Raw genomic sequence first — 23,633 nt, 5'->3', positions numbered from 1 at the left:
CCGTGGCGTTCAATGCAGCGAAGCTTGACGGCATCAAGGCGGTGCTGTTCGATCTCGACGGCACTCTGGTCGACACCGCGCCCGACCTCGGCTACGCGCTCAACCTGCAGCGCGCACGCCACGGCCTGCCGCCGCTGGCCGACGACCTCATCCGTCCGCAGGCCTCGCACGGAGCACGCGGCCTGCTTGGCATCGGCTTCGACCTGCACCCCGACGACGCGCACTTTGCCGCCCTGCGCGAGGAATTCCTGCAACTGTATGCGGCCAACATCTGCCGTCACTCGCAGCCCTTCCCCGGCATCCTCGACCTGCTGGCCGAACTCGAAGCACGCCAGCTCAAATGGGGCGTGGTCACCAACAAGCCGGCGCGCTTCACCGAGCCGCTGATGTCCATCCTCGACCTCGCCGAGCGCGCCGCCTGCATCGTCTCCGGCGACACCTGCCCGCAGCCCAAGCCGCACCCGGCGCCCATGCTCGCCGCCGCCGGACTGTGCGACGCCACGCCGACGCAGTGCCTCTACCTGGGCGATGCCGAACGCGACATCCAGGCCGCAAATGCCGCCACCATGCCCGCGCTGGTCGCCGCCTGGGGCTATCTCGACGCTGCCGACCAGCCGCACACCTGGGGTGCGCACGCGCAAATCCGCCACCCGGCCGAAACCCTCGACTACCTGGCCTGAGCGATGACCTACAGCCTCATCAAAAACCTGCACCTCGCCACCATCGTCCTCACCCTGGCCCTGTTCGTCCTGCGCGGCGCCTGGATGATGGCAGATTCCCCCCGGCTACAGGCGCGCTGGGTGCGCATCGTCCCGCACGTCAACGATGCCCTGCTGCTGACCAGCGGCATCGCCCTGGCCGTGCTGATCCAGCAATACCCGCTGGTGCACGGCTGGCTCACCGCCAAGTTCTTCGCACTGATCGCCTACATCCTGCTCGGCACAATCGCCCTCAAGCGCGGCAAAACCAAGGCTTGGCGCATCGCCGCCTGGATCGCCGCCCTGTTGGTATTCGGCTACATGGTGGCGGTCGCGATCGCGCACGACCCCTTCCCCTTCGGGCAGTAAACCGCCCCACAGAAAATACTCTCGCGCCGGAACTTTCTGTCCTCCCCCCGCTCTATGCAGTACACTTCTTTTAGATGCACATGGGGGCCGACCTGGCTTCGACGTGGGTCGCAAAGCAGAGTAGGGCATACCGAGGGTCAGAGCACCTCGTAAATCCAACTGAAAAAAACTTAGTCGCAAACGACGAAAACTACGCCCTAGCCGCTTAAGGTCTAGGACTCACACCGGATCGTTCATGGGCCGGGCCGGCGCAAGCCGACAGTGAGTTAATTCACATGAAATCGCGTTTATCCGGGTCGCTTGGGTAAATGCTAAATCAAGGCGACTCGGCAAGATCCAGCCTGTTCGGCGGGCGTGATGGAGCTTAAAGCACAAAAACACCGGACTAAGTATGTAGAACTGCCTGTAGAGGGCTTGCGGACGGGGGTTCGATTCCCCCCGGCTCCACCAGAATTTGATCCATGGTGGTCCAAAGAAGGCCATAATTCTTATTAAAAACAAGGATTATGGCCTTTTTCACGTCCAGACTTATCCCATGACGACCATTGTAATCCGACGGTAACTGGCGGTAACCAGCCTACGCCACATGGAGTTACCGTCATCGCACTTACCGACATAGCGATTCGCACCACCAAAAGCCCACAGACAAGCCCACCACGCTGACGGATGGTGGCGGGCTGTACCTTGGTAAATCGTTCAATTCATAGCCGGTGCTGCGCCCGCCCGCATCCATTTTCCGCAGCACACCCCGCGCAAGCAGGTCGTTGATGTCACGCAAGGCCATGTCCGGCGAACACTTGGCAATGGCCGCCCACTTGCTGCTGGTGAGCTTGCCTTCGAAGCTGTCGAGTTGCCGATTGAGCAACGTCACCTGTCTCTCGTTCAACGGCGTGGCCGCCCAGCGCTGCCAGAACCGCGTCTTGATCAGCGCGGCGTCGAGCGTGTGTTGTGCCTGATCGACGGCGCGATGGAGGGTATCGAGGAACCAGACGAACCACTCGGTGACGTCCATCGACCGCTTCTGCATCCGCTCCAGAATGTCGTAGCAGACGCGGCACTCCCGCTGGATCTGCGCCGACAGGCTATAGAAGCGTTGCGGGCTGCCGTCAGCGCGTGCCGGCAGCAGGTCGCCTCGCCCGAGCGATACGACCGTTGCCATCGTCGAACGGGTGCCAGGTGACGAGCCGGAGATGGCCGAGGCCGGCCTTGAGCAGCGGCGGTTCATTCGGTGCGCCATTCACCCAGTTGAGGAATCGGCTGGATTCGACCTCCAGACGATCGGCGGGCGGCGCCTCGAAGTGCACCCGCTGGCGACCGATGGGGCCGGACACAAGCGGCAATCAGCTGATCAGCGGAGTTGCTTTTCCCGAAGCATCGAAACGCCGACCTTGTCGGCGTTTCTTTTTGGCCCGCGGAGAAAAGGCGTCAGCCACCAACCCGAGAGCAAGTCGTTTCCCGGCCCCGAACCAACCTGTCGCACTTTCACCTATGGCTCAATTGAATTTCGGTTCATCGTCGAATTCACTGCTTGGTGCAGTGCGCTTATGACCTCCGCGGCAGCGTCAGTATCGCCTCAAGACCGCCGCATGGACGGTTGCGTAGCAACAGGTCGCCACCGTGCATTTGTGCGATGTTGCGCGCAATGCCCAAGCCAAGGCCGGTGCCGCCGGTATCGCGGCTGCGTGAACTTTCCAGGCGATAAAACGGCTCGAATACCCGTTCAAGTTCAGCCTCTGGAATACCCTGACCATTATCCAGGATGTGGATTTGCAGTTGTTTGTGGTGGTCGTCCACGGTGATGGTGGCATTTTTTCCGTATTTGACGGCGTTGTCGATCAGGTTGCCCAGACATCGCTTCATGGCTGCCGGCTTGCACGGATAGGGCCGGGCAGCGACGCCATCCAGACAGACTTGCTGGCCGATTTCCGCCGCATCCGCCTGAAGGCTTTCCAGCAGGGCCATGATGTCCATAGGTTGCACCGGCTCCGGGTTGTCGACGCCGCGCATGAAATCCAGGGTAGCGGTCACCATGAACTCCATTTCCTCCAGATCCTTTACGAACCGGATTCTGTGATCATCATCTTCCAGCAGTTCGGCGCGGAGCCGCAAGCGGGTGATGGGTGTTTTCAGGTCGTGCGACATGGCTGCGAGAATCCGCGTGCGGTCCTGAATATAGTTGACCAGGCGTGATTGCATGGTATTGAAGGCATGCGCCGCGCGCCGCACTTCGGTTGGTCCAGTTTCAATCAGTGGCGGGCTGTTGATGTCCTTTCCCAGTTTTTCTGCAGCGCTGGCGAGGGTATTAAGGGGGCGCGTGGCAAGGCGCACGGCAAGAAGCGAAAGAATAATAACGGCGGCGAGCAGGATCTGCAGATTGAGCAGCAGACGGCGAGGCAGAGGGAAAGTTTCGTCGGACGGGAACACATCGAATGAGACCACTGTTCCATCCTGCAAGCGCGTCTCCACTGTAAAGGCGTTTTTTTTCTGTGGGAAAGTATTCCTCGCAAGACCGGGCGTATTGGCAGAGAGCTGTCCCAAGCGCCATTCCGGGTCGGATGCGACGACCTCGATAGGCGGCGTTCCCCCGAGCAGGTCGCCCAGCATCATGCGGAAGCTGTCCGCCTGATCGTGGGCCTCCGGGTTCTGAAGCGCTTGGCTTGAGGGGATCACGCCAAGAGAGACGAGCAGGGTCGGAGAATTGAGAGCCGTCACGAATTTTTGCCGATCGGCTGAAGCAAGTGAATTCAGCATCCGGATGGCATCGGCGATACGTTGCGCCGATTCCATGCTGTTCGAGTGAAACAACAAACGATCGCGTTCGCGCAAGTGAAAGACGACGCTGATTGATTGCACCAGAATCAGGCCGCCGAGCAGAATCAGAACCATGCGGCTGAAGAGGGATTGTGGCAAGAGCCGCATCATTTACCCGTTTCCACCTGCGCTGACAGGATGTAGCCTTCGCCTCGCACCGTCTTGATGATGGCGGGTTCCTTGGCATCGTCCGCCAAGCGGTGGCGCAGGCGGCTCACCTGAACATCAATGCTTCTTTCGAAAGGGTCCGTTCCACGCCCCCGCATCAGCTCCATGAGCTGGTCCCGGCTGAGAATCCGGTTGGGGTGATTGAGGAATACCTGGAGCAGGCGGTATTCGGAACCGCTCAGTGGAACCACCATCCCCTGCGGCGAGACGAGTTGACGCGAGATCGTATCCAACTCCCATCCGGCAAAGTCAATCCGTGCCGCGACGTCAATTTCCCTGTTCCCTGGCAAGGCCTTTGCCCGGCGCAGGATGCTCTTGATGCGCGCCAGCAGTTCGCGCGGATTGAAAGGCTTGGGCAGGTAATCGTCGGCGCCCATCTCCAGGCCGAGGATACGATCCATATCCTCGCCACGGGCGGTGAGCATGATCACCGGGATGTCGGAGCGCACCCGCAGATTGCGGCACAACACCAGGCCATCGTCTCCTGGCAGCATCAGGTCGAGCACGATCAGATCCACCCGCTCATTATCCAGCGCCGCCAACATGCCCTTGCCTTCCGCCACGGAGGTGGTCCGATAACCGTTTTTCTGCAGGTAATTGCTCAGCAGGCTGCGGATCTCGGCATCGTCGTCCACGATAAGGATGTGTTCTGGTGTCGTCATGATGTTTTTATACCGGGAAACCCAATTTCCATGCAGGGAAATTGTAAGGCAGCGTAACAACCCGGCACCTTGTCACAGTACGTTACAAAAAAGGCCTGCCTTGACACATACCCGTTACACCCTGGCGGTTAAATACGCGTTGCTGAAAAGCAATTATTCATTTTCATTATGTTTGACTCGGAGACGCGCCGTCATGGCCTATATCGCTGCAACATCTTGCTGTCGAGACTGCACCAAATGACTTGCACCAGAATGGCGGGTGCAGTGGGGTTAACTTTGTTGATTTCTGCCACCGGCCGGGCCACGGCGGATGACATGCCGGCCACGCCCGCCGGCCTGCACGGAAGCATCGGCATGGGGGTGGCTGTGATGCCGGAGTACGAAGGCTCGAACGACTACCAGGCGAGGGTCATGCCGAATATCAACCTCTTCTACGGTGACAGCCTGTTTTTCACCCGGTTGAGTGCGGGCGCCAATCTCCTGCGTTTCAAAACGGAGCAGGGCGTTACCATCGCTGCCGGACCGCTCCTGGCCCTGCGCCGCGGTCGCGATCAGGACGACAATGAAGCGTTGAGCGGGCTGGGTGACATCGACCCGGGCCTTGATGCAGGCGGCTTTATCCGCTTCCGCAAGCAAGGTTGGCATGCTTCCATCGATGTCAGACAGAACGTCACGCATAGCGACGAAGGCGCGACGATAAATCTCTCCGTGGGCCATGGCATGCCTCTTGGACAAAAGCTCAAACTCCGCGCCAATCTCGAAACAACCTGGGCATCGGCGGACTATATGAATACCTTCTTCGGCATTAGCGCACTGCAATCGGCGCAATCGGGCATCGCCCAATATGAAGCCGGTTCGGGCTTCAAGGATGCCGGCGCGAGTATCATGGTCGATTATGCGATAACCCGCGATTGGGCAGGCTTTGCAACCATCCGCTACAAGCGGATTCTGGGTGATGCTGCCGACAGCCCAATCGTCACCGACCTCGGCAGCAGAGACCAGGCGTCCGCAGGCGTCGGCATCAAATACCGCTTCTGACGAGCATCTTTAATCCGTGTGGAAGTGAACGGGCATGCCGCCATGCCTGCTCGGACGGAAATCGTGCAAGCGGTGCAAAGCAGGACGGAACCAACGGTCATGGCAAGGGGCCACACCCGATTATGAAACTCGCATGACCGTTCCCCCACCCCTGCCCTCTTCCGCGCGACGGGAGAGGGTGACGCAGGCTCGCGGTGCGAGTTTCACGTCAATCAAGGGGAAAATGAATTCCCCATTCGGAGATAAGCATGCAAGACCTGCAAGAAACCTGGATCGCAATAAAACTGGGCGGGATGATCATTGTGCCGCTGTCGTTGCTGGCAATCATCGCCTTGGCCATCATGCTTGAGAAGGCATTTATCTATTGGCGTTATGCCCGTCTTCCACTTGACCTGCTCAGGCTTGCCGAGACTTATGGCTTTGCCTGGGAAGAACTGGAGAAAAGGCTTTACGGCTTGAATGACCGCCATTACTTCAGGCGCTTTTTCGAGGTGGTGATCGCCAACCGGCGTCGCCCGGCATGGTGGACCGAGTCACGGGCAGCGGACGAAGCCCAGTTGATCGAAACCTCCCTTGCCCGCAGGTTGTGGGTGCTGGAAACCATCGTCACAGCCGCACCCTTGCTCGGGCTCATGGGAACCATTGGCGGCATGATGGATGCCTTCAAGATCATTGGCAGCAGCGGGGTCGTGAACCCCACCGGCGTGACGGGGGGAGTGGCCCAGGCCCTTATTGCAACCGCAATCGGCCTGTTGATCGCGCTGATTGCCCTGTTCGGGTTCAATTACTTCTCGCGCGTGCAATCGCAGACGATGGACGAAATGGAACGCCTCGGCACGCGCCTGATCGACCACATCCGCCTGGACCAGCAGGGTAACGCCCATGAAGCTGCGTAAACCCCGTGCGTCCCGCAAGGGACGCATCGAAATCATCCCGATGATCGATGTGATGTTCTTCCTGCTGGCAACCTTCATGCTGTCTTCACTTGCCATGCAGAACCTCGATTCGCTGCAAGTGAACCTGCCCCAGGGAAAAGCCGAAAAACTCAAGACCGATACGCCGGTCACCCTGACGCTGACCGCCGACAGCAAAATCCTGATCAACCGCACGCCGGTGACCTTGCAAACCCTGGCAGCCACACTCGCGCCGCTGCTGAACGATGCGCAACCCAGCGTGATCGTGTCGGCGGATAATGCCGCGCCGCAGGGCATCGTGGTGCAGGCGATGTTGCAGGCACGGGCTGCCGGCGCCAGGAATTTCCTGATCGCGGTAAAACATGAATGATGTAACAAGCGCGCCAGACTTCCGTCCGGGGGGGATTCAACACGCCATGTGCAGTAATTGTGGCGAGATCGTGCGCGTCCATGTGCCCGATTCCCGATCAAGGGAGGTCAGGCTGTGGTGGCCGGGGCCGCTGGCGCTGATTATCTGGCTGGCGATCATATGGGAATTCAGCTACTTCCTGGCCTCCCCCGAGGTCGAAATGGCAGCACCTGTCCCCATAGAAGCAAGCTTTATCGAATTTCCCGAAGCGGCTCAAAACCCTCCGGACAAGCGCCCAAACCTGCAGTCAAAAACCCTGCCCCTGCAAAGCAAATCCAGAATAAGGCATCGATCTGCTCCCGAACCCGAACCCGAACCCGAACCAGAACCAGAACCAGAACCAGAACCAGAACCCTTACCCGAACCCGAACCCGACATGGCGGCAGTCAAGCCTGCGCCCCCGGCGGATGCTCCACGAGAACCGGATTTAGCGCCACCGGCAGACTTGATGGCTTACGTTAATGCCGCCAGAGCGCGCCGCCGGGCCGCCGAAGTGGCTGCCCGGCTGGAAAATGCGCAAGCAACCGCCAACGAACGCGGACCCTCGGCTGACGAGACCAGGATGGCGAACATCATGCGCAATCTCCAGCCGCAAGGCACGAATGGAGTGTTTCAAATTATCAGCATGAGTGTCCGGACGGCGAAATTTTCATTTCACGGCTGGACAAAAGACTTTAACAATGGCCGACGCGAAGTGATCGAAGTCGATGCCGGACCTGGCGGCGATGTGGAGCGCGCAACCGTGCGCAGTATGATCGCGTTGATCCGCAGATATTACAAAGGTGACTTCAATTGGGAATCGCAGCGTCTCGGCCGCGTAATCGTCCTGTCTGCACGCATGGAAGACAACGCCGGGCTGGAAGATTTTTTGATACGTGAGTTTTTTGGCGCAGGCGCCTGAATTCACGGGCTTGCGTCACGGCCAAGCCAGCTTGTCACAGTACGTTACAAAAAAGGGCGATTTTGACATAAGCCATTTACATAGCTTCGGTTAAATACGCTTCACTGCAACACGCCAATCATTTTTGGCTCTTTCATCGTTATTTGTTGGTGTTGGCCAGCCCTGGAGCGGCTTCAGCCGCGATGCGGACGGTAGCCTGCAAAGGTGGCGCGGCACAGCCTTGGCGAGTATTTGCCCTTTTGTACCTTGCGGCGCATCGCGGCTAAAGTCGCTCCTACGGCGCCGTCTGCAGGATGCCGCAGGGTAGAGGCTTCATCGGAGGGGGCAAGACATGACTTCAACAGCCAACAGTGACATAGCCCATTTTTTACATGGAGAACCCATCATGAAACGCAGACAGAAAATTACCTTGACCCTTCTTACCGCCGCCACCATCGGCATTGGTGCGATGGCCACCTCCTACGCAACCGACATGGGCATGGGGCCGGGGAATGGATGCGCGATGGCCGGCAAAAAAATGGCCCATCCAGCTCGCATAGACAGCAAACTGGCCGAAATGAAAGAAATTCTGAAAATCGGTTCCGAACAGGAGGCAGCATGGGCGGCGTTCGCCAAAACCATGAAGCAGCAAAAAACGGAAATGATGTCAGCCATGCAGGCGAAGATGCAACAGCGCACCTCCGACGAGCAGCCGGCTCAGGCTGCGCCTGACCGAATTGACGAGCGTATCCAGTCCATGAAGCAGCGTGTAGCCGGTATGGAAACCGTGGCTGCCACCATGAAGCAGTTGTATGCCGTTTTGACCCCGCAGCAAAAGGAAGTCCTGGATAGCCGTTTCGGCCAGGACATGCCAATGCAGTTCTGAAGTCGTTGTTGACGAGTAATCTTGAACGTCCGGCAGAAACCCCGGTCCAGGAGCCATTTCAAACCAAAAGGAGCACTGACATGTACGGAAAAAAATTAACGCAGGCAGCCATGATTGCATTGTGCCTCGTTAGCTTGAGCGCGCTGGCGGCGCAGGATTTCTCCGCGCTGAGCACGACGGAATTGACGCAGCTGAAACTTAACGAGATGAGCGAGGAAGACCGTGACGCTTTTCGGACTGAGATAAAGAAACGTTCAGTAAACATGAGCGCCGCGGAAAAAGAGGAAGTTCGCAATCAAATGCGTGGGCAAAACAAAGGCCAGGGCGGCGGACAGGGCATGGGGCGGGGGCACTGACCTCCAGCCCTGCATTGATGCGCACCGGGGGCTCTCGGTGCCAACGTGGCCAATATCTGCGTGTAATCAATAACACGCACAGCGATCAACCCGTACGAATTTCCATGCCAGCGACCATCAAGATGAGTGTGCCCGTATGATTAAGGCAGCTATTCCGCGCGGTGACTGACTATGTGTCGGTTTGCGTGAAGCGGAACATGGTTCAGATCATACGTTGGGCTCAGAAAGGCATGTACGTAAACACATGAATGCTATCTTCGTTAAGCCACCTTCATTCAGGCGAGGAACGCTGGCCTTGCTGCTGGTTCTTGCGGCGGCTTGCCTGGCGAGCCCCGTCGTCGCCGGTCAGCGGCTTACTCTGGCCCAGGCCCTTGATCTGGCGCTCAAGGAGAATCCGAATCTGGGCGCGGCTTCGGCGCGGTCAAGCGAGGCCGAGGCGGATTACGCCATCGCGGCAGCCGACCTCCTGCCCACGGTGGAGGCCAATGCCTCCGTGAGCCGGCTGAACGAAGACCGACTGGGCTCCTTGGACAGTTATTCGTCGGCGTTGTACACGCGCGATAGTTTCGGCGGGGTGACGGGACGCCAGTTGCTGTTCGACGGCGGCAAGACCTCGGCCTCGAAAAGTGCCGCGCAGCGCGGTGTCGAGGCGGGCCGCATGGGTTTCCAGGCGACGCGCGAGGAAACCGTCTATCAGGTCAGCCAGGCCTTTTCCCGCGCCCTGGATGCGCGCGACACGGTGGGCGTGGCGGCCAGCGCGCTCAAGCGGCAGCAGGCGTTCGAGGCCTTGACCTCCGATTTCTTCAAGGCGGGCAAAACGACCCAGCTGGATGTGCTCAAAGCGGAAGCGGCGCGACTGGATGCGGAAAGGGTGCTGGCCAATACGCAGGAAGCGGAAAAAATGTCGGTCGTGTCGCTGGCGCAGGCCATCGGCCTGCGGCCGGGCCTGGCGTTTTCCATCGAGGGAGAGCTTCCCCGACGCTTCGAGGCGCCATCACCGGATGACGAAATGCTGCACATCGCGACCGTGCGCAACCCCGACCTCCAACAGGCACAGGCGCAGGTGGCACAGGCGGAGGAGAGCTTGCGATCGGCCCAGGCCGCGCGCGCTCCTGAGCTTGCCCTGCTGGGCAGTTACGGCTATCGCGAGCGGGACATCGGCGGCAGCGCGCCGGAATGGATTGTGGGACTGGCCGGTACCTGGACGCTATATGACGGCGGTGCGTTGCCGGCCCAGACGGAAAAGGCCCGTGCGAAGCTGAGTCAGGCACGGGAAGCGGAGCGGTCCGTCGATCTGGAGGTACAGACATTGATGAAGGATGCCTTGCGCGCCTGGCGTACCGCGCTCAACGACGCACGGGCAAGCGCGAAATTGGTCGAGGCGAACAGCGAATCGCTCAAGGCGGCTGAGGTGCTCTACCGTTCCGGAAAAGCGACTGCGCTGGACGTATTGACCGCGCAGGACGACCTGGCACAGGCCGAGGGCGATCAGGTGCATGCCGCCGCCAATTATGCCGTGGCGCGTTATGCCGTGGCGCGGCTTATTGGGAATCCCCTGGAATTGGAATCGGAGTCGAAGCCGTGAAAGAAAAATGGAAAATAATTCTCGCACTGTCGGCCGTCGCAGTGCTGGTTGCCCTGCTGGCTTACCGCATATTTTTTTATGCGCCCCCGGTGGCAGTAATCCAGGCAGAGGAAGGCAAGGTCGCGCTCGAAGTGCGCGGCCCCGGCGTGGTGGCGTCCCGCATCCAGGTCACGGTCAGCACCCGCGTTACCGGAACATTGAAGGTGCTTCATGCGGATCAGGGGGATAGCGTCAAGGCGGGGCAGCTGCTCGCCTTGCTGGATGACACCGATACCGCCGCCAAGGCCGGCAGTGCTGCGGCAGCCGCCGCGGCCTCGCAGCGCAACATCGCGGAGGCGGACGCGGCGCTTGCCAAGGCGCGGGCGGACAGGGAACTGGCGCAAAGCAATTTCCGGCGGGATGAAGAGGTCTTCCGCGCCGGCTACATTTCCCAGGCGGCCATGGACGCCGCCGCCGCGGCGCTGAAGTCCGCGCAAAGCGGCGAAGCCAATGCCGCCGCCACGCTCGGGGCACGTCAGGCCGAGTCGCAAGCATCCGCGCAGGAAGCCGTCTATGCCCGCGCATTGCACAGCTTCACCCGCATCATCGCGCCCATGGACGGCCTGATCATCGTCCGCGACGCTGAGGCAGGAGATGTTGTTGTACCGGGCTCGCCGATCTTCCGCATGGTGGATACCAGCAAGCTGTGGGTGGCGACACGGATCGACGAGTCAGTGGTGGGGCATGTCGAGGTCGGCCAGCCGGCCACGATCCGCCTGCGCGGCGGCAAGGAACTGCCAGGCGAGGTGGCGCGTATCAACCGCCAGTCCGACGCGGCGACCCGTGAACTGGAAGTGGACGTGGCCTTCCGCGAAATTCCCGAGCGCTTCGCCATCGACCAGGAAGCCCAGGTCGTGATCCATGCCGGCGAAGAGAAGGGGGTGGTGATTCCGGCCTCGGCCCTATTCCAGCAGGGGCACGCGTTCGGCGTGCTGGTGGTAACGGACGGACGTGCCGCCTTCCGGCCGGTGCGCACCGGCCCCAGCGACGGCGAGCGCGTGGCCGCGCGCGAGGGGCTCAAGGCCGGCGAGGCTGTGATTCTCCGTCCCGCCGGCATCAAGTCGGGCAGCCGGGTGCGCGCGGTGACGGGAGGAGAACGCTAGATGGACCTCGCCATCAAGGACGTCCAGCGTCATGTGGGCAAATTCATCGCCACCATCGTCGGGGTCGGCCTGCTGTTCGCCATCGTGCTCATCATGAACGGTATTTTCGCGGGCAACACCGCGGACGGGGTATGGCTCATCGAAAACACCGACACCGACCTGTGGGTGGCCGAGCGCGATCGCGGCGGGCCATTCAACGAGTCGTCGCGTCTGCCCGAGGACGCATGGAAGAGCGTCGCCGCCACGCCGGGGGTGGCGCAGGCCTCGCCATGGATCACCTACGGGGTGCAGCGCGAGGTTCGCGGCAAGGAGCAGCAGTACACCATTATCGGTTACGACGTCTTCGGCGGCCTGGGCGGACCCGGGCGTATCGTCGAGGGTCGGCGCATCGAGCGCGCCCATTACGAAATGGTAGCGGACAAGAAACTCGGCGTCGCCCTCGGGGAGCGCGTGTACCTCGGGTGGCACGACTATACCGTGGTCGGCCTTACCAAGGGCGCGGTGGACTCCGGCGGCAACCCGCTGGTCTATCTCTCCCTCGCCGATGCCCAAGAGGTACTGTATCAACAGGACAACCGGGCGCTGGAGGCCGCGCGCGCGGCAAGCCTGAAACGCCTCGAGGCGGCCGGCAATACGCCCGAGCAGGCGCAGCGGCTGCTGCCGCTGGTTTCTGCGGACAGCGATACCATCAACGCGGTGCTGGTACGCCTGCGCCCCGGCACTGATCCGCCACAGGTGGCGCAGCATATCCAGGACTGGCTCTACTTCAACGTCTACTCCACGGCCCAGCAGATCGAGCTCGTGGTCGCGGGGAAGTTGAAGAAGATGACCGCCATCCTCGGCCTGTTCCGCATCCTGCTGATCGCGGTCTCGATCATCATCATCGCGCTGCTGATCTACGTGCTAACGATGGAGAAGATCAAGGCCATCGCCACGCTCAAGCTGATGGGCGCCAACAACTGGGTCATCGTGCGCCTGATTCTGGAGCAGTCGCTGGTAATCACGATCGCAGCCTTCGTATTCGCCTATGTGCTGGTCGAACTCACCTATGAGCGCTTCCCGCGCACCCTGGTGCTGCTGCCGGAGGAGACGCTCATCACCTTCGCCGTGATCTTCGTCGGCGGTATGGTGGCGAGCCTGCTCGGCATCGTGCAGGCGCTACGCACGCCGCCCTCGCTGGCGCTGGGAGGCTGACATGGCGGTACTCAGCGTGCGGGGGCTCAGTAAGGTGTTCGGCAACGGCGAGTTGGCGGTGACCGCGCTTGATAATGTCAATCTCGATGTCCAGGCCGGTGAACTGGTTGCATTGCTGGGCCCCAGCGGCTCCGGAAAAACCACGCTATTGCTGTGCATCAGCCTGATTCTTGAACCCACCGCCGGCGCGATCGAGATCAATGGCAAGAACGTCTACCGCGATGGCCGGATCAGCATCGACGAGCGCCGCTTCCGGCGCGAGAATGTCGGTTTCATCTTCCAGGCGCACAACCTGATCCCGTTCCTCTCGGCGCTGGACAACGTCGCACTGGCGATGCAACTGGACGGCGTTGGCAAACGCGAGGCTCGTAAACGCGCCCGCGAACTGCTCGACTATCTCGAAATCTCCCACCGTGCCGACTACATGCCTGCCAACCTCTCCGGCGGCGAGCAGCAGCGCGTGGCAATCGGGCGGGCGCTCGCCAACGAGCCACCGCTCATTTTTGCCGACGAGCCGACCGCCTCGCTCGACACCGGGCGCGGGATGAAGGTCATGGAACTGCTCAAGCGTGTGGCGCGCGAGAAAAACTCGGCCATCATCGCAGTGACGCACGATGTGCGCATGATCGCCGGCTTCGATACCCTCTACCACATGGAAGATGGCCGCCTGACGCGCACCGATGCCGAAGCGGTCGGTGCGCTGGCGCCGCCGCATTGATACGGGCCAAGAAAGGCGCCTTGAAGCAGCAAATCAGCATGGACGGCGCGTGCCGTCAGACGGTCTTTGTCACAGTCACCGAATTACGCGGATCGTTGAAAATGAAACTTTTCTAGTTTCGCTACTCTCGTAAGAGACCCGGCAATTGCCGGCTGCTAGCAGCGTGTCGGACTTGAAGAGTCGAAACGAAAATCCGGCTGACCGAGGATGGATTTTGTCGATTTTGCAGCTCAAGAGTCCATATCCTCTCCACATCCTATTAAATTGGAATAAAGCGCACAGGGATATATTTCTTTTTTGGAACTTTCTTCCGCCGACTTCGTTATATGTTTCATGGAAATGATCGCCGGCCAGTAATCCGGGGCCCGCTTGATGGAATCAACCAGGGTAGTGGGTATGGCTGCAGCAAGGAACAGGACATCGATGAGCAGAGTGCCGGATGGACAATAGTGAGGCATGCGGCAGCTGGCGGCAGTTGCCGGATCACGAATGCGTCGCACTGTTCCTCAGCGGTGAACAGGCTGCGTTCGCCGAACTGGTGCAGCGCCACCAGAATCGTGTCTTCCGTTTCCTCCTGCACATGACGGGTTGCCGCGAAGAGGCCCTGGAGTTGACTCAGGACACGATGCTCAAGGCTTTTCGCTCGCTACCCGGCTGGCGGCCGGACGCCGCCTTCTCAACCTGGCTGTTTCGTATCGCCAGCAACGCAGCCACGGACAGATTGCGACGCAAGAAGGTGGTCAAGTACGTACCGATCGAGGAGCACATGGATTTCCCCGACCCTGCCGCCGGGCCGGAAGAGGAACTGCACTCGGCCCAGCGCTACCGTATCCTCGAGGCGGCGCTGTCGCGGCTTCAGGCGGACTATCGACAGGTGCTCCTGTTGCGGGAACTGGAAGGAATGTCGTACGCCGAAATAGGCGATGTGCTGGGGCTGCGCGAAGGCACGGTCAAGTCCCGTATTGCGCGAGCAAGGCAGGCTCTGCTGGAAGTCTGCAAGAACAAGGTCTAAGGTAATCGGATGAAACTTTGGCGAATCGGAAAGCAGCGATCATGAACAAGTACTGTAAAAAAAGCGAGGCGTTATCCGCCTACCTCGACGACGAGCTGGACGGGAAGTCTCGTCTGAAATTCGAGATGCATCTGGGCGGCTGTTTTGCCTGCAAGGAAATGCTGCAGGATTTGCGCTGTCTCCGGGGATGCTTCCAGGCCATGCCTCAGCAGGAAGTTGGCTTCGATCTGGCGCCGGGGGTGCTGGCAGCGGCGGGGCGCAGAGCCTCTGCGACAAGGTGGCCGCGCCTAAACTTGTGGCAGCTGCTGCCCGTTTCCTTCACGGCCGCGGCCACGATTTCGCTGGGCGTGTTTTTGGGCGCCAGCCTGACCAGCCCGCACGATGCCGAGCCGGTTGCTCCGACCTTGGCCATGTTCGACCCCATCCCGCCGGGCGGCCTATGTATCGGGTTCGCGGAATGCTTTCCGAAGGAAAAAATATGATGAAGCGTCATTGGCTTAATACGCTGCTGGTATTTTCCCTGCTTCTTAACGTGGGGGGGCTGGGCGCAGTAGGTTATCGGGCATGGCAAAGCGGCGAGTGGCCCGGGCAGCATGCCGACGACAAGCATGACCATCTGGCGAAATATCTCAATCTCAATACGGAACAGCGTCAGCACTGGCGGGAAAGGGAAGAAAAATTCCTGTGGGAAATGGAGGTCGACTGGGAGGACGTTCGCATTCACCGCGAACGCATGATCCGCCAGATCTTCTCGCAGCAACCCGACCTTGCAGCAATCGAGGCCGATCGCGCAGCCATTTCAAGCCTCCAGGAAAAACAGCAGCGCCATATCATTGCGCAGTTGATAGAGGAGCAGCGCATACTCGATGCGACACAGCGGGAGGCCCTGGCCGGACTCCTGATCCAGCAGAACCCCCCGCGTCAGAATAGTTGTCGCCTCGATATGATCTAGGACTTGGGGGCGATAAGGATGAAAGATGGCTCGGTACGGAGAAGCATTCAGGAGCAGAGTGGTGGCGCGGTTGTTGCCGCCGGAGAGCGCCAATGTTGGCTTGGCGGCGAAAGAGATTGGGGTATCGGTGCAGACATTGTAACGGTGGCGTGAGGATGCGCAGTCCAGGTCCGTCCGAGGGCGGGCCTGGACTGCGAGCGCCCGACTCGAAGCGGTCATCACCGCGGCGGCGATGGACGAAGCCGGCAAAAGCGCATGGATACGCTGGCGAATTCGGGAGATAGCGCGCTCACCGCACTGGATGAGGCCAACGAACGGCTGCTGCGCCGCGCCAAACCCGCCTTCACGCCCTTGTCCACCGGCCACCTGGCCCTGGACTTCGATGTCTTCACGCTCGACAACAGTGGCACCGCCAAGGAAGGCGTGGGCCGCACCTACATGGGCTTCGACGGCTACGCGCCGATTGCCGGCTACCTGGCTGAGGAAGGCTACTGCCTGGGTCTGGAATTACGTCCGGGCACCCAGCACTCGGCCAGCGAAACCCCGGATTTCCTCAAACGATTGCTGCCGCGTGCCCGCGCGGTGTCGAGTCTGCCGCTCCTGGTGCGGGCGGACTCGGGTTTCGATGGTGCCGCCATCTTCGTGGCGATGGCCGAGGCCCGTGCATCGGGATCGCTGGACTGGCTGGTGAAGTGGAACCCGCGCGGCTACGATACAGACGCCCTGCATCAACGTTTGGCCGCCGACCCTGCCGCCGACCCTGCCGCCGACCCTGCCGCCGACCCTGCCGCCGACCCTGCCACCGCCTGGACACAGCCGCGCGAGGGCAAGCGCAAGACCTTCATGGTGGAAGCCATCACGCGCGAGCATGGCGGCATATCCGTTTCCATGCGCCGGGTGATGCATCTGATCGAGCGCACCATCGACCGCCACGGCCAGGCCCTGCTGATGCCCGATATCGCGATCGAGGGCTGGCTGACCAGTCTGGACTTGCCGGTGGCGGACATCGTCAAGCTGTACCAGGGGCACGGCACCCACGAGCAGTTCCATTCCGAGTTCAAGACCGATCTGGACCTGGAGCGGCTGCCTTCGGGCAAGTTCGCGACCAACGATCTGGTGCTGTCTCTGGCAGTACTGGCCTTCAACATCCTGCGCGCCATCGGCCAGGCTACCTTGATCAGCCCGGACAGTCCGGTGCGCCACCCCGCCAAGCGGCGCCGCATCCGAACGGTGATGCAGGAGATCATCGGCATTGCCGCGCGGGTAATTCAGCATGCTCGCCGCCTCACCTTGGGGCTGGGGGAATGCTGCGCGGCCTTTGCTGTGTTCGAGCGGCATCATCAGGCGCTGCTCCAGTTCTCCGACTAAGCCCCGCGTTGTTTCGATGGGACGTAGCAATGCCGTCAGGCAGGCGCAGGCTCGCCCAGACGACGTGGGAGCGGTCCCCACGCCGATTTCGGCGGCACGATTTTGTTCCAATTCTGCTCGAGTTGGCATGCTCAAATCAAACCCCAGGCTCAATCTCGCTCAAAATGTCATTCTCGAGGCGATGGCAGATTGCGGGGCGATGCGGTTTAAGGGCGGTCACGGATTCAGGAACTTGTTATCGGCATGGCAATCGATGCCATGCCCGGCCCGCATCCCGAGATAACCGCCGCATATCTCACCGCTGCTTTCTTGGGCAATAGAACGGGCGCGGCGAAACCGTCAAAACATTTCCTCGCCCAGCCGAATTTCCGCTTCGACTCTTCAAATCGCGAACGCCGCTTTGTTGCCTCGTCCCGCAACCGGGAAGCGCCTTCGCCCGAAATGAACGCATAGCGGCCGGACAGCACGCCCCACCGCAGCCATCGCCCGCGCGTGCAGCCTTTCCTCAGGATTCCCACACCACTTCATCCCCGCTGAGCAGGCGGGTTTTATGAAGCCTCACAAAAATCCGGAACATTTCCTCCACTCGCTCGTTTACGTTTGCGAAGAGCGAATTGTCTTCAAAGCTGCCAGCGCCGAATCAGAAGAAGCCGGCAGCCCGCATCAAGGTTTGTTCACCGAAGTAAAGACATAAAGACATAACGAGGAGGAGAACACAATGCATGTCAATAGAAAACTAATCGCCACAGCCTTTGCTGCAGCCGGACTTTCATCCGCCGGGGCAAGCCACGCCACCAACTGGGTGATGGCGTACGGGACCGAACCCGCCACCAGCACGCACCGCTTGCTCGGTGCGGTGCAGATCACCTACGAAAACAACTTTGACTGCACGGAACCGGACAATCTGCAGGGCGGCGCAAAGGTCAACAACGGCGGCGTGGTAAACAACTGCCGGCAGGGGCCGGAATTGAGGGACGACGAATCCGGCCTTGCTCTGCAGAACCTGATGCTGGGCGCGCGGGGAAACCTGATCCCGGGCCGCATCAATTATTTTGTCGCCGCCAATGCCGGGCAGAACTCCGCCAACTATCACCCCTACAAGACTGAGCGCGACTACCTGGCGAGCCTGGTCGGGGCCAGCGTCTCCTTTCACTACATCCCGGGCGTGCGGGTACGGGCGGGCCTGCAGCAAAAGCCCGGCCCCGAGGAAATATATCAGGGGCTTGAGGCTACCGACTACATCTTTCTCACCGACTTCGTGCAGCGTGTGCAGATCGAGCGCTTCATCGACGGCAACGCCAAGGGCACCGTCGCAATTCCTGGCCAGGGTTACGGCTACCAAGGCACGTTGGTGAACCCAACCACAGCCAGCGGCGTGGGGCCGATTACCGGCAATGTGTCCAGATGGGGATACGACGTGGACGTGGGGCGCGACTGGGGGGTGCAGTTCTTCGACGCCTTCAAGCGCGACAAATGGACCCACACCTATTCGGTGATGTTCGCCAACGGCAACGGCATCCATCGTGGCGACAACAACAGCGAGAAGGACCTCAACCTCTATCTCTCCTCCGAGTACGACCTGCCCGGCGGCAAGGGCCCGCTGAAGCACGGGGTGAAACTGTACGGCTACCACCAGCAGGGGGTGCGCAATTTCGTCATCGACGCCAGCGGCACCGAGAGCCAGGACTTCGACCGGATCCGCTACGGCATCGGGGCGAAGGCGATCGGCCACCTGTTCGGCGAGGATCGCGGCAAGCACCGCCTGGCGTTCGAGCTGATGTTCGCCGAGGGGATGATCAACTACACCCCCACCGCCAACATGGCGGACGCCGCCTACGGCGGCCTGGTCCAGTTCGCAGCTGAGGAAGGCAACAAGGCCAAGGGCCTCACGCTCGACTACGGCTACTACCTGAACAAACGCTGGCAGTTCGACGTCCGCTACTCACGTGACAACCTGCTGTACGAGACGGACGACTCGACGCCCTACTGGACCAGCGGCGACGAGCGTGTCCTGACGTACACGACGCTCGGGGTGAACTACTACTTCGCTCCCAAGACCCGGCTCACCTTCAACTACGAGTTCCGCAAGGCCGAAGCCCCGAACCCGGCGCTCAACCTTGACGGCACCGTCAACCCAAGCGCCACCATCAACGCGAACGAGATCACCGGTTCGGTGGGCGACCGCGTGGGCCTCAGGCTGACGCACAGTTTCTAGCGCTGGCCCAATACACAAAAGGAGAAATATTGATGAGATCGATTTCTGGAAAAGGCCGAACCTTGGTTCCACTGCTCCTGGTCGCCGCGCTCGCCGGGTGCGCCGCCCAGTCAGGCAAGCCGGTTCAGCAGGCGGCCGGACCTGGGGGCAAGGCGGACTTTTCGGACTGGCCCTGCCTGAGCACCACCCTGGCTTGCGGCCAGATTCCGAATCGCAAGCCGGTCAAGCAGGCGCTTGCCGGTTCTCTCAACGGCGATCCGGCCCGTGGCAAGGCGCTAGCCAACGAGCGCAGCAAGGGTAACTGTGTCGCCTGCCATCTGATGCAGGGCGCGGAACAGCCAGGTTCCAAGGGGCCTGACCTGAGTTCCTACGGCACTTGGGGCAGAAGCGACGAGGAAACTTACGCCCTGGTCTACGACATGCGCTGGCGCAATCCGGACACCGTCATGCCGCCGGCCGGGATCAACCAGATCCTGAACGACCAGGAACTACGCGACGTGATCGCCTTTTTGCAGTCCTCGAAGTAAAAGGAGCCTGTTATGACTGGAAATCATCATTTCTTTTCCCTGCGCACGCTAAGCCTGGCGGTACTGTATGCCGTGGCAGCCAACGCACAGGCTGCCGACGCAGACATATACCGTGAAACCTACCCGCGCGTTGCAATAGACCCCGCCAGGGGCGTCGCCGGCGGTGGTGATGCCGACTTCGGTGCCACCCTGCAGTACTGGCAGGACGAAAAATCACTTGAGCAGAACATGCAGTGGGTCGGCAACCCGGAACACGAGTGGAAGCTCAACTGGAAATTCATGGATTTGGACCGCAGCGACGACATGCACCCGGGCTACCTGGCGCTGGACAAGGGGGAGAAGCTGTTCAAGTTCTGGGCCAAGCGAGAGCCGTCATTCCGCACCTGCCTCGGCGAGGGCAAGGCCGACCTCAAGGGCCTGGCAGCAACCTATCCCAAGTACGACCCAAAGCTCAAGAAAATCATGACCGTCGAGAGCCGGGTGGAGCACTGCGCCAAGACCGCCCTGTGGGAGAATTTCAAGCAAGGTTCGCCGGCAAACAACCAGATCTCCCTTTACTTCAAGTCCCTTTCTGCCTATACGCCGATCAAGGTGGATACGGGATCCGCCGAAATCATGGCGGCCTACCAGCGTGGCGAAAAACTGTTCTACGCCAAGGTCGGCCAGTACAACTTCTCCTGTGCCGCCTGCCACACTGCGTCGGGCCTCCTGGGCCAACGCTTCCGCGGCCAGGTGCCGACCTCCCCGTTTGGGGATGCGGCCCACTTCCCCACTTACCGCTTGGCCCTGGGGGATATCGAATCGCTGCAGCAGCGCTTCATGCGCTGCAACATGCAGGCCCGAACCAAAGCTCTGCCGCCCGGCGATCCGGCTTACACGGACCTGGAGGTGTTTTACACCGTGCTTTCCAACGACTACCCGGTTTCCGTGCCCTCGACACGGTGACCGTTTACTGCAACTTCACCCGGAGAACGACATGAATGAACTGAATGTACTACGCAGGACCTTGCTGAAGGGCGGATGCGCCGCCAGCGTTGTTGCCTTTGCCGCATCCGCCGGGCTGCTTGTGCCAGGTCGTGCACTTGCTGCGCAATGGAACAAGGCCGCCTTCGAGTCGAAGAGCATCGCCGACGCCCTCAAAGGCCTGGGGGCGGCGGGCGTGACCGACAGCAAGGAAATTCTGATCAAGGCTCCCGACATTGCCGAAAACGGCTCCATGATTCCCGTCGAGGTGACCAGCCAGATTGCCGACACCCAGTCCATTTCCATCCTGGCAGAGAAAAACCCCCTGCCGCTGCTGGCGGTGTTCGAGTTCGCCGAGGGCGCACAGGGTTATGTCTCCACCCGCATCAAGATGGGCCAGACTTCCAGCGTGCGCGTGGTGGTCAAGGCGGGCGGCAAGTACTACAACGCGGCCAGGGAAATCAAGGTCACCATCGGCGGCTGCGGCGGCTGAGAACCGAAATTTTAAACAAGGAAAGGAATAGAAAATGGCAGAACCAATGAAAGTCCGCGCACAACTCTCCGGCGACTTGCTGAATATCAAGATTCTGATGAGCCACATCATGGAGACCGGGCAGCGCAAAGACCCGCGAACCGGGCAGATGATACTCGCCCATTACATCCAGCACGTTAGCGTCGGCCTGAACGACAAGACGGTCATGGCCGCCCAATGGGGCCCGGCCATCTCCAAAGACCCCTTCCTGGGGCTGAAGGTGAAAGGCGCCAAATCCGGCGACAAGGTGACGGTGAAGTGGGAGGACAACAAGGGCGAAAAGAATAGTGCGGAGGCCACGGTCGGCTGAGCGTGTCTCCCGGCGGGCCCGCATGCACAAGAACCATGCGGGCGCCATGCAGGTATCGAACAATTATTGATTTTGGAGCAATTCATGAAACTAAATTTCAAGGCGGCATGGCTTGGCCTGGCGATAAGCCTGACCACGGCAGCAGCAGCGTCGGATGTTGGCAAAGACGATCGGCTCAAACTGGTGCTGGAACCGCACGAGCGCCATTTAGTGCTGCTCGAGATGCGCACCTTCCTCCAAGTCGTGCAGACCATAACAGACTCGGTGATTAGAGAGGATATGAAAATGGTGGCGGAGGCGGCACGAAGCATGGGCAGCGGGGCCGCCAATCAAATCCCGCCCGAGACCGTGGCAAAACTGCCGGAGACCTTCCAGATGCTCGCCAGCACCGTGCACACCACGTTCGACGTGATTGCCCTGGATGCGGAAAGCCTGGGCGACCCCATGCATACCATGAGGCAGATGGGCAACCTGCTGCAGACATGCAATGCCTGCCACGGCATCTACCAGGTCGCGACCGAGCCCTTCCCGTCCCTGAAGCGGTAAGGTTTCCCTTTCGGAAATGGAACTTTTCTATTTTCGCTACGTTCGTAAGAGGCCCGGCAATTGCCGGGTTAGAATCGGGCGCCTCCGCAGAGGCACCTAAACCCAACCTCCAACGGAATATAAATCATGAAATCCATCCTGCTTTCGCTGTCCGCCGCCATGCTGGCTTTTCCCCTGATGGTGCAGGCCGCCGACCATAGCCACCACGATCATGGCGCCAGTGCCCCGCCCTCAATCGAACTCAATGCCGGCAAGAAATGGGGCACCGACGATGCGTTACGCCATGGCATGGGATCGATCCACACCCTTGCTGAAAAAGCGCTGCCGGCCGCCCACGCCGGCAAGCTCACGCCTGCCGGGTACGATGCCCTGGCAAACGATGTCAACGCGCAGATCGCATTTGTCGTGGAGAACTGCAAGCTCGATCCCAAGGCCGATGCGCAACTCCATATCGTCATCGGCGACCTGGCCAACGGTGTCGAAGCGATGCAGGGGAAACAGCCCGGCCAGGATCGCGCCATGGGGGTGGTGGAAATTTCCCGCACCCTCAATACCTACGGCAAGTATTTCAACCACCCAGGCTGGCAGACCATCGAGCTGCCTCATTAAACCCTCTCCAAACCTTATCTATCCTGCCGGGTTGCGGCAAAACGGGCGTTGACGAATTGCCGCAACCTGCGCTACCTGGCGAGCCTCGCCAGAATCGGGCCGCCGATCAAAACGGTGCACGCCTCTCAAACGCAAGCCCCTTCCCCGTCACCGGATGCACGAAGCCCAGCGCGCAGGCATGCAGCAGCAGGCGCCCGGCCATGGCTTGCACATCCGGCGGCGCGTAGAGGGCATCCCCCAGGATCGGGTGTCCCAACTCGCGCAGGTGGACGCGCAACTGATGCGAACGGCCGGTAATGGGTTCGAGTTCGACCCGGGTGCAGGTTTCCTCGTACCCCAGCACGCGCCAGCGGGTGAGGCTCGGCTTGCCGTGGATGCGATCGACGATCCGTAACGGCCGGTTGGGCCAGTCGACGATGATAGGCAGGTCGATGATGCCCCAGCCTTCCGGCGGCGCTTCCAGCCGGCCGGCCACCACCGCGATGTAGCGCTTCTTCACCGTGCGCGCGGCGAATGCCCTGGAGAGTTCGCGCTGCGCCGCCGCGCCGCGCGCCATCACCATCAGCCCCGAGGTGGCCATGTCGAGCCGGTGCACGATCAGGGCGTCGGGATAGCGAGCCTGCACCCGCACACTCAGGCAATCCTGCTTGTCGGCGCCGCGCCCCGGCACCGCCAGCAGGCCGCTGGGCTTGTCGAATACCAGCAGTGTGTCGTCGGCGTAGAGCGGCTCGATGGCGAGGCTGGCTGGATTCGGCGTCTCTGCCATGGA

General features: G+C 60.8%; 30 protein-coding genes, 1 other RNA gene and 1 pseudogene. 27 read left to right on the top strand and 5 right to left on the bottom strand.

The features are described 5' to 3' along the window. The first annotated feature begins 2 nt into the window (after nucleotides 1-2). The 3 genes from ACZ41T_RS14350 (at nucleotide 3) to ssrA (ending at nucleotide 1,517) form a co-directional block, all read left to right on the top strand. The gene (locus ACZ41T_RS14350; RefSeq protein WP_464922045.1) at nucleotides 3-680 is read left to right on the top strand and encodes an HAD-IA family hydrolase; all 678 of its coding nucleotides are present in this window, start codon (nucleotides 3-5) and stop codon (nucleotides 678-680) included. A 3-nt stretch (nucleotides 681-683) separates the two neighbouring features. Then, nucleotides 684-1,067 carry a SirB2 family protein gene (locus ACZ41T_RS14345; RefSeq protein ID WP_464922044.1) on the top strand — a complete coding sequence of 128 codons (384 nt, stop codon included), beginning with the start codon at nucleotides 684-686 and terminating at the stop codon, nucleotides 1,065-1,067. Between the two features lie 83 nt (nucleotides 1,068-1,150). Beyond that, nucleotides 1,151-1,517: a transfer-messenger RNA gene (ssrA, locus tag ACZ41T_RS14340) on the top strand. A 157-nt stretch (nucleotides 1,518-1,674) separates the two neighbouring features. On the opposite strand, the gene ACZ41T_RS14335 is transcribed toward ssrA, so the two are convergent. From ACZ41T_RS14335 to ACZ41T_RS14320, 4 genes are all read right to left on the bottom strand, one after another. Further along, entirely contained in the window at nucleotides 1,675-2,226 is a 552-nt protein-coding gene (locus ACZ41T_RS14335) for a Fic family protein (RefSeq protein ID WP_464922043.1), read from the bottom strand. Next, nucleotides 2,174-2,398, bottom strand: a complete 225-nt coding sequence (locus ACZ41T_RS14330; protein ID WP_464922042.1) for a Fic family protein — start codon at nucleotides 2,396-2,398, stop codon at nucleotides 2,174-2,176. The genes ACZ41T_RS14335 and ACZ41T_RS14330 overlap by 53 nt, the downstream gene beginning before the upstream one ends. Nucleotides 2,399-2,609: 211 nt before the next feature. Further along, nucleotides 2,610-3,989 carry an ATP-binding protein gene (locus tag ACZ41T_RS14325; RefSeq protein WP_464922041.1) on the bottom strand — a complete coding sequence of 460 codons (1,380 nt, stop codon included), beginning with the start codon at nucleotides 3,987-3,989 and terminating at the stop codon, nucleotides 2,610-2,612. Then, entirely contained in the window at nucleotides 3,986-4,708 is a 723-nt protein-coding gene (locus tag ACZ41T_RS14320; protein WP_464922040.1) for a response regulator, read from the bottom strand. Before ACZ41T_RS14320 ends, ACZ41T_RS14325 begins: the two co-directional genes overlap by 4 nt. Nucleotides 4,709-5,023: 315 nt before the next feature. On the opposite strand from ACZ41T_RS14320, the gene ACZ41T_RS14315 reads away from it, so the two are divergent. The 24 genes and pseudogenes from ACZ41T_RS14315 to ACZ41T_RS14200 all read left to right on the top strand — a co-directional run bounded on the left by ACZ41T_RS14315 (nucleotide 5,024) and on the right by ACZ41T_RS14200 (nucleotide 22,864). After that, a complete protein-coding gene (locus tag ACZ41T_RS14315; RefSeq protein WP_464922039.1) occupies nucleotides 5,024-5,746 on the top strand; it encodes a MipA/OmpV family protein in 723 nt (240 codons plus the stop codon). Nucleotides 5,747-5,994: 248 nt separating this feature from the next. Continuing rightward, nucleotides 5,995-6,642, top strand: coding sequence for a MotA/TolQ/ExbB proton channel family protein (locus tag ACZ41T_RS14310; protein ID WP_464922038.1), 648 nt, complete (start codon nucleotides 5,995-5,997; stop codon nucleotides 6,640-6,642). Further along, a complete protein-coding gene (locus ACZ41T_RS14305; protein WP_464922037.1) occupies nucleotides 6,629-7,030 on the top strand; it encodes an ExbD/TolR family protein in 402 nt (133 codons plus the stop codon). The genes ACZ41T_RS14310 and ACZ41T_RS14305 overlap by 14 nt, the downstream gene beginning before the upstream one ends. Next, on the top strand, nucleotides 7,023-7,970 hold the full coding sequence (locus tag ACZ41T_RS14300; RefSeq protein ID WP_464922036.1) for a hypothetical protein: 948 nt from the start codon (nucleotides 7,023-7,025) through the stop codon (nucleotides 7,968-7,970). The genes ACZ41T_RS14305 and ACZ41T_RS14300 overlap by 8 nt, the downstream gene beginning before the upstream one ends. A gap of 385 nt (nucleotides 7,971-8,355) precedes the next feature. After that, nucleotides 8,356-8,835: a Spy/CpxP family protein refolding chaperone gene (locus tag ACZ41T_RS14295; RefSeq protein ID WP_464922035.1), complete on the top strand. Its 480-nt coding sequence runs from the start codon at nucleotides 8,356-8,358 to the stop codon at nucleotides 8,833-8,835. 80 nt (nucleotides 8,836-8,915) lie between these two features. Continuing rightward, a complete protein-coding gene (locus ACZ41T_RS14290) occupies nucleotides 8,916-9,191 on the top strand; it encodes a hypothetical protein (RefSeq protein ID WP_464922034.1) in 276 nt (91 codons plus the stop codon). Nucleotides 9,192-9,486: 295 nt separating this feature from the next. Beyond that, nucleotides 9,487-10,776, top strand: coding sequence for a TolC family protein (locus ACZ41T_RS14285; RefSeq protein ID WP_464922033.1), 1,290 nt, complete (start codon nucleotides 9,487-9,489; stop codon nucleotides 10,774-10,776). After that, on the top strand, nucleotides 10,773-11,918 hold the full coding sequence (locus ACZ41T_RS14280) for an efflux RND transporter periplasmic adaptor subunit (protein ID WP_464922032.1): 1,146 nt from the start codon (nucleotides 10,773-10,775) through the stop codon (nucleotides 11,916-11,918). The genes ACZ41T_RS14285 and ACZ41T_RS14280 overlap by 4 nt, the downstream gene beginning before the upstream one ends. Beyond that, nucleotides 11,919-13,112, top strand: coding sequence for an ABC transporter permease (locus tag ACZ41T_RS14275; protein WP_464922031.1), 1,194 nt, complete (start codon nucleotides 11,919-11,921; stop codon nucleotides 13,110-13,112). Between the two features lies 1 nt (nucleotide 13,113). Continuing rightward, entirely contained in the window at nucleotides 13,114-13,830 is a 717-nt protein-coding gene (locus ACZ41T_RS14270) for an ABC transporter ATP-binding protein (RefSeq protein ID WP_464922030.1), read from the top strand. 439 nt (nucleotides 13,831-14,269) lie between these two features. After that, the gene (locus ACZ41T_RS14265) at nucleotides 14,270-14,842 is read left to right on the top strand and encodes an RNA polymerase sigma factor (RefSeq protein WP_464922029.1); all 573 of its coding nucleotides are present in this window, start codon (nucleotides 14,270-14,272) and stop codon (nucleotides 14,840-14,842) included. A 41-nt stretch (nucleotides 14,843-14,883) separates the two neighbouring features. Next, on the top strand, nucleotides 14,884-15,324 hold the full coding sequence (locus tag ACZ41T_RS14260) for an anti-sigma factor family protein (RefSeq protein ID WP_464922028.1): 441 nt from the start codon (nucleotides 14,884-14,886) through the stop codon (nucleotides 15,322-15,324). After that, nucleotides 15,321-15,794, top strand: a complete 474-nt coding sequence (locus tag ACZ41T_RS14255; RefSeq protein WP_464922027.1) for a periplasmic heavy metal sensor — start codon at nucleotides 15,321-15,323, stop codon at nucleotides 15,792-15,794. The genes ACZ41T_RS14260 and ACZ41T_RS14255 overlap by 4 nt, the downstream gene beginning before the upstream one ends. Nucleotides 15,795-15,819: 25 nt before the next feature. Beyond that, nucleotides 15,820-16,059 (top strand): annotated as a pseudogene (locus ACZ41T_RS14250) (IS3-like element ISAzo10 family transposase); the annotation flags it as partial. After that, nucleotides 16,059-17,162 (top strand): IS1380 family transposase, encoded by a 1,104-nt coding sequence (locus tag ACZ41T_RS14245; RefSeq protein ID WP_464923988.1) that lies wholly within the window; start codon nucleotides 16,059-16,061, stop codon nucleotides 17,160-17,162. The pseudogene ACZ41T_RS14250 and the gene ACZ41T_RS14245, both read left to right, overlap by 1 nt. A 243-nt stretch (nucleotides 17,163-17,405) precedes the next feature. Beyond that, complete coding sequence (locus tag ACZ41T_RS14240; RefSeq protein WP_464922026.1) at nucleotides 17,406-17,615, top strand: hypothetical protein; 210 nt, start codon at nucleotides 17,406-17,408, stop codon at nucleotides 17,613-17,615. A 97-nt stretch (nucleotides 17,616-17,712) separates the two neighbouring features. After that, nucleotides 17,713-17,856, top strand: coding sequence for a hypothetical protein (locus ACZ41T_RS14235; protein WP_464922025.1), 144 nt, complete (start codon nucleotides 17,713-17,715; stop codon nucleotides 17,854-17,856). 24 nt (nucleotides 17,857-17,880) lie between these two features. Continuing rightward, nucleotides 17,881-19,377 carry a hypothetical protein gene (locus ACZ41T_RS14230; protein WP_464922024.1) on the top strand — a complete coding sequence of 499 codons (1,497 nt, stop codon included), beginning with the start codon at nucleotides 17,881-17,883 and terminating at the stop codon, nucleotides 19,375-19,377. 32 nt (nucleotides 19,378-19,409) lie between these two features. Beyond that, complete coding sequence (gene soxX / locus ACZ41T_RS14225) at nucleotides 19,410-19,904, top strand: sulfur oxidation c-type cytochrome SoxX (protein WP_464922023.1); 495 nt, start codon at nucleotides 19,410-19,412, stop codon at nucleotides 19,902-19,904. Between the two features lie 12 nt (nucleotides 19,905-19,916). Beyond that, nucleotides 19,917-20,849, top strand: a complete 933-nt coding sequence (gene soxA / locus ACZ41T_RS14220; protein ID WP_464922022.1) for a sulfur oxidation c-type cytochrome SoxA — start codon at nucleotides 19,917-19,919, stop codon at nucleotides 20,847-20,849. A gap of 31 nt (nucleotides 20,850-20,880) precedes the next feature. Further along, nucleotides 20,881-21,360, top strand: coding sequence for a thiosulfate oxidation carrier protein SoxY (gene soxY / locus ACZ41T_RS14215; protein WP_464922021.1), 480 nt, complete (start codon nucleotides 20,881-20,883; stop codon nucleotides 21,358-21,360). A 34-nt stretch (nucleotides 21,361-21,394) separates the two neighbouring features. Next, complete coding sequence (soxZ, locus tag ACZ41T_RS14210; protein WP_464922020.1) at nucleotides 21,395-21,709, top strand: thiosulfate oxidation carrier complex protein SoxZ; 315 nt, start codon at nucleotides 21,395-21,397, stop codon at nucleotides 21,707-21,709. 84 nt (nucleotides 21,710-21,793) lie between these two features. Beyond that, the gene (locus ACZ41T_RS14205) at nucleotides 21,794-22,255 is read left to right on the top strand and encodes a hypothetical protein (protein WP_464922019.1); all 462 of its coding nucleotides are present in this window, start codon (nucleotides 21,794-21,796) and stop codon (nucleotides 22,253-22,255) included. 126 nt (nucleotides 22,256-22,381) lie between these two features. Further along, entirely contained in the window at nucleotides 22,382-22,864 is a 483-nt protein-coding gene (locus ACZ41T_RS14200) for a hypothetical protein (RefSeq protein WP_464922018.1), read from the top strand. A 106-nt stretch (nucleotides 22,865-22,970) separates the two neighbouring features. Here the strand turns inward: ACZ41T_RS14200 and ACZ41T_RS14195 are convergent, their stop codons facing one another. Further along, nucleotides 22,971-23,630 (bottom strand): RluA family pseudouridine synthase, encoded by a 660-nt coding sequence (locus ACZ41T_RS14195; RefSeq protein ID WP_464922017.1) that lies wholly within the window; start codon nucleotides 23,628-23,630, stop codon nucleotides 22,971-22,973. Between the last annotated feature and the right edge of the window lie 3 nt (nucleotides 23,631-23,633).

This window comes from Thiobacillus thiophilus (assembly GCF_055378705.1).
This window is presented reverse-complemented; position numbering and strand designations above follow the sequence as displayed.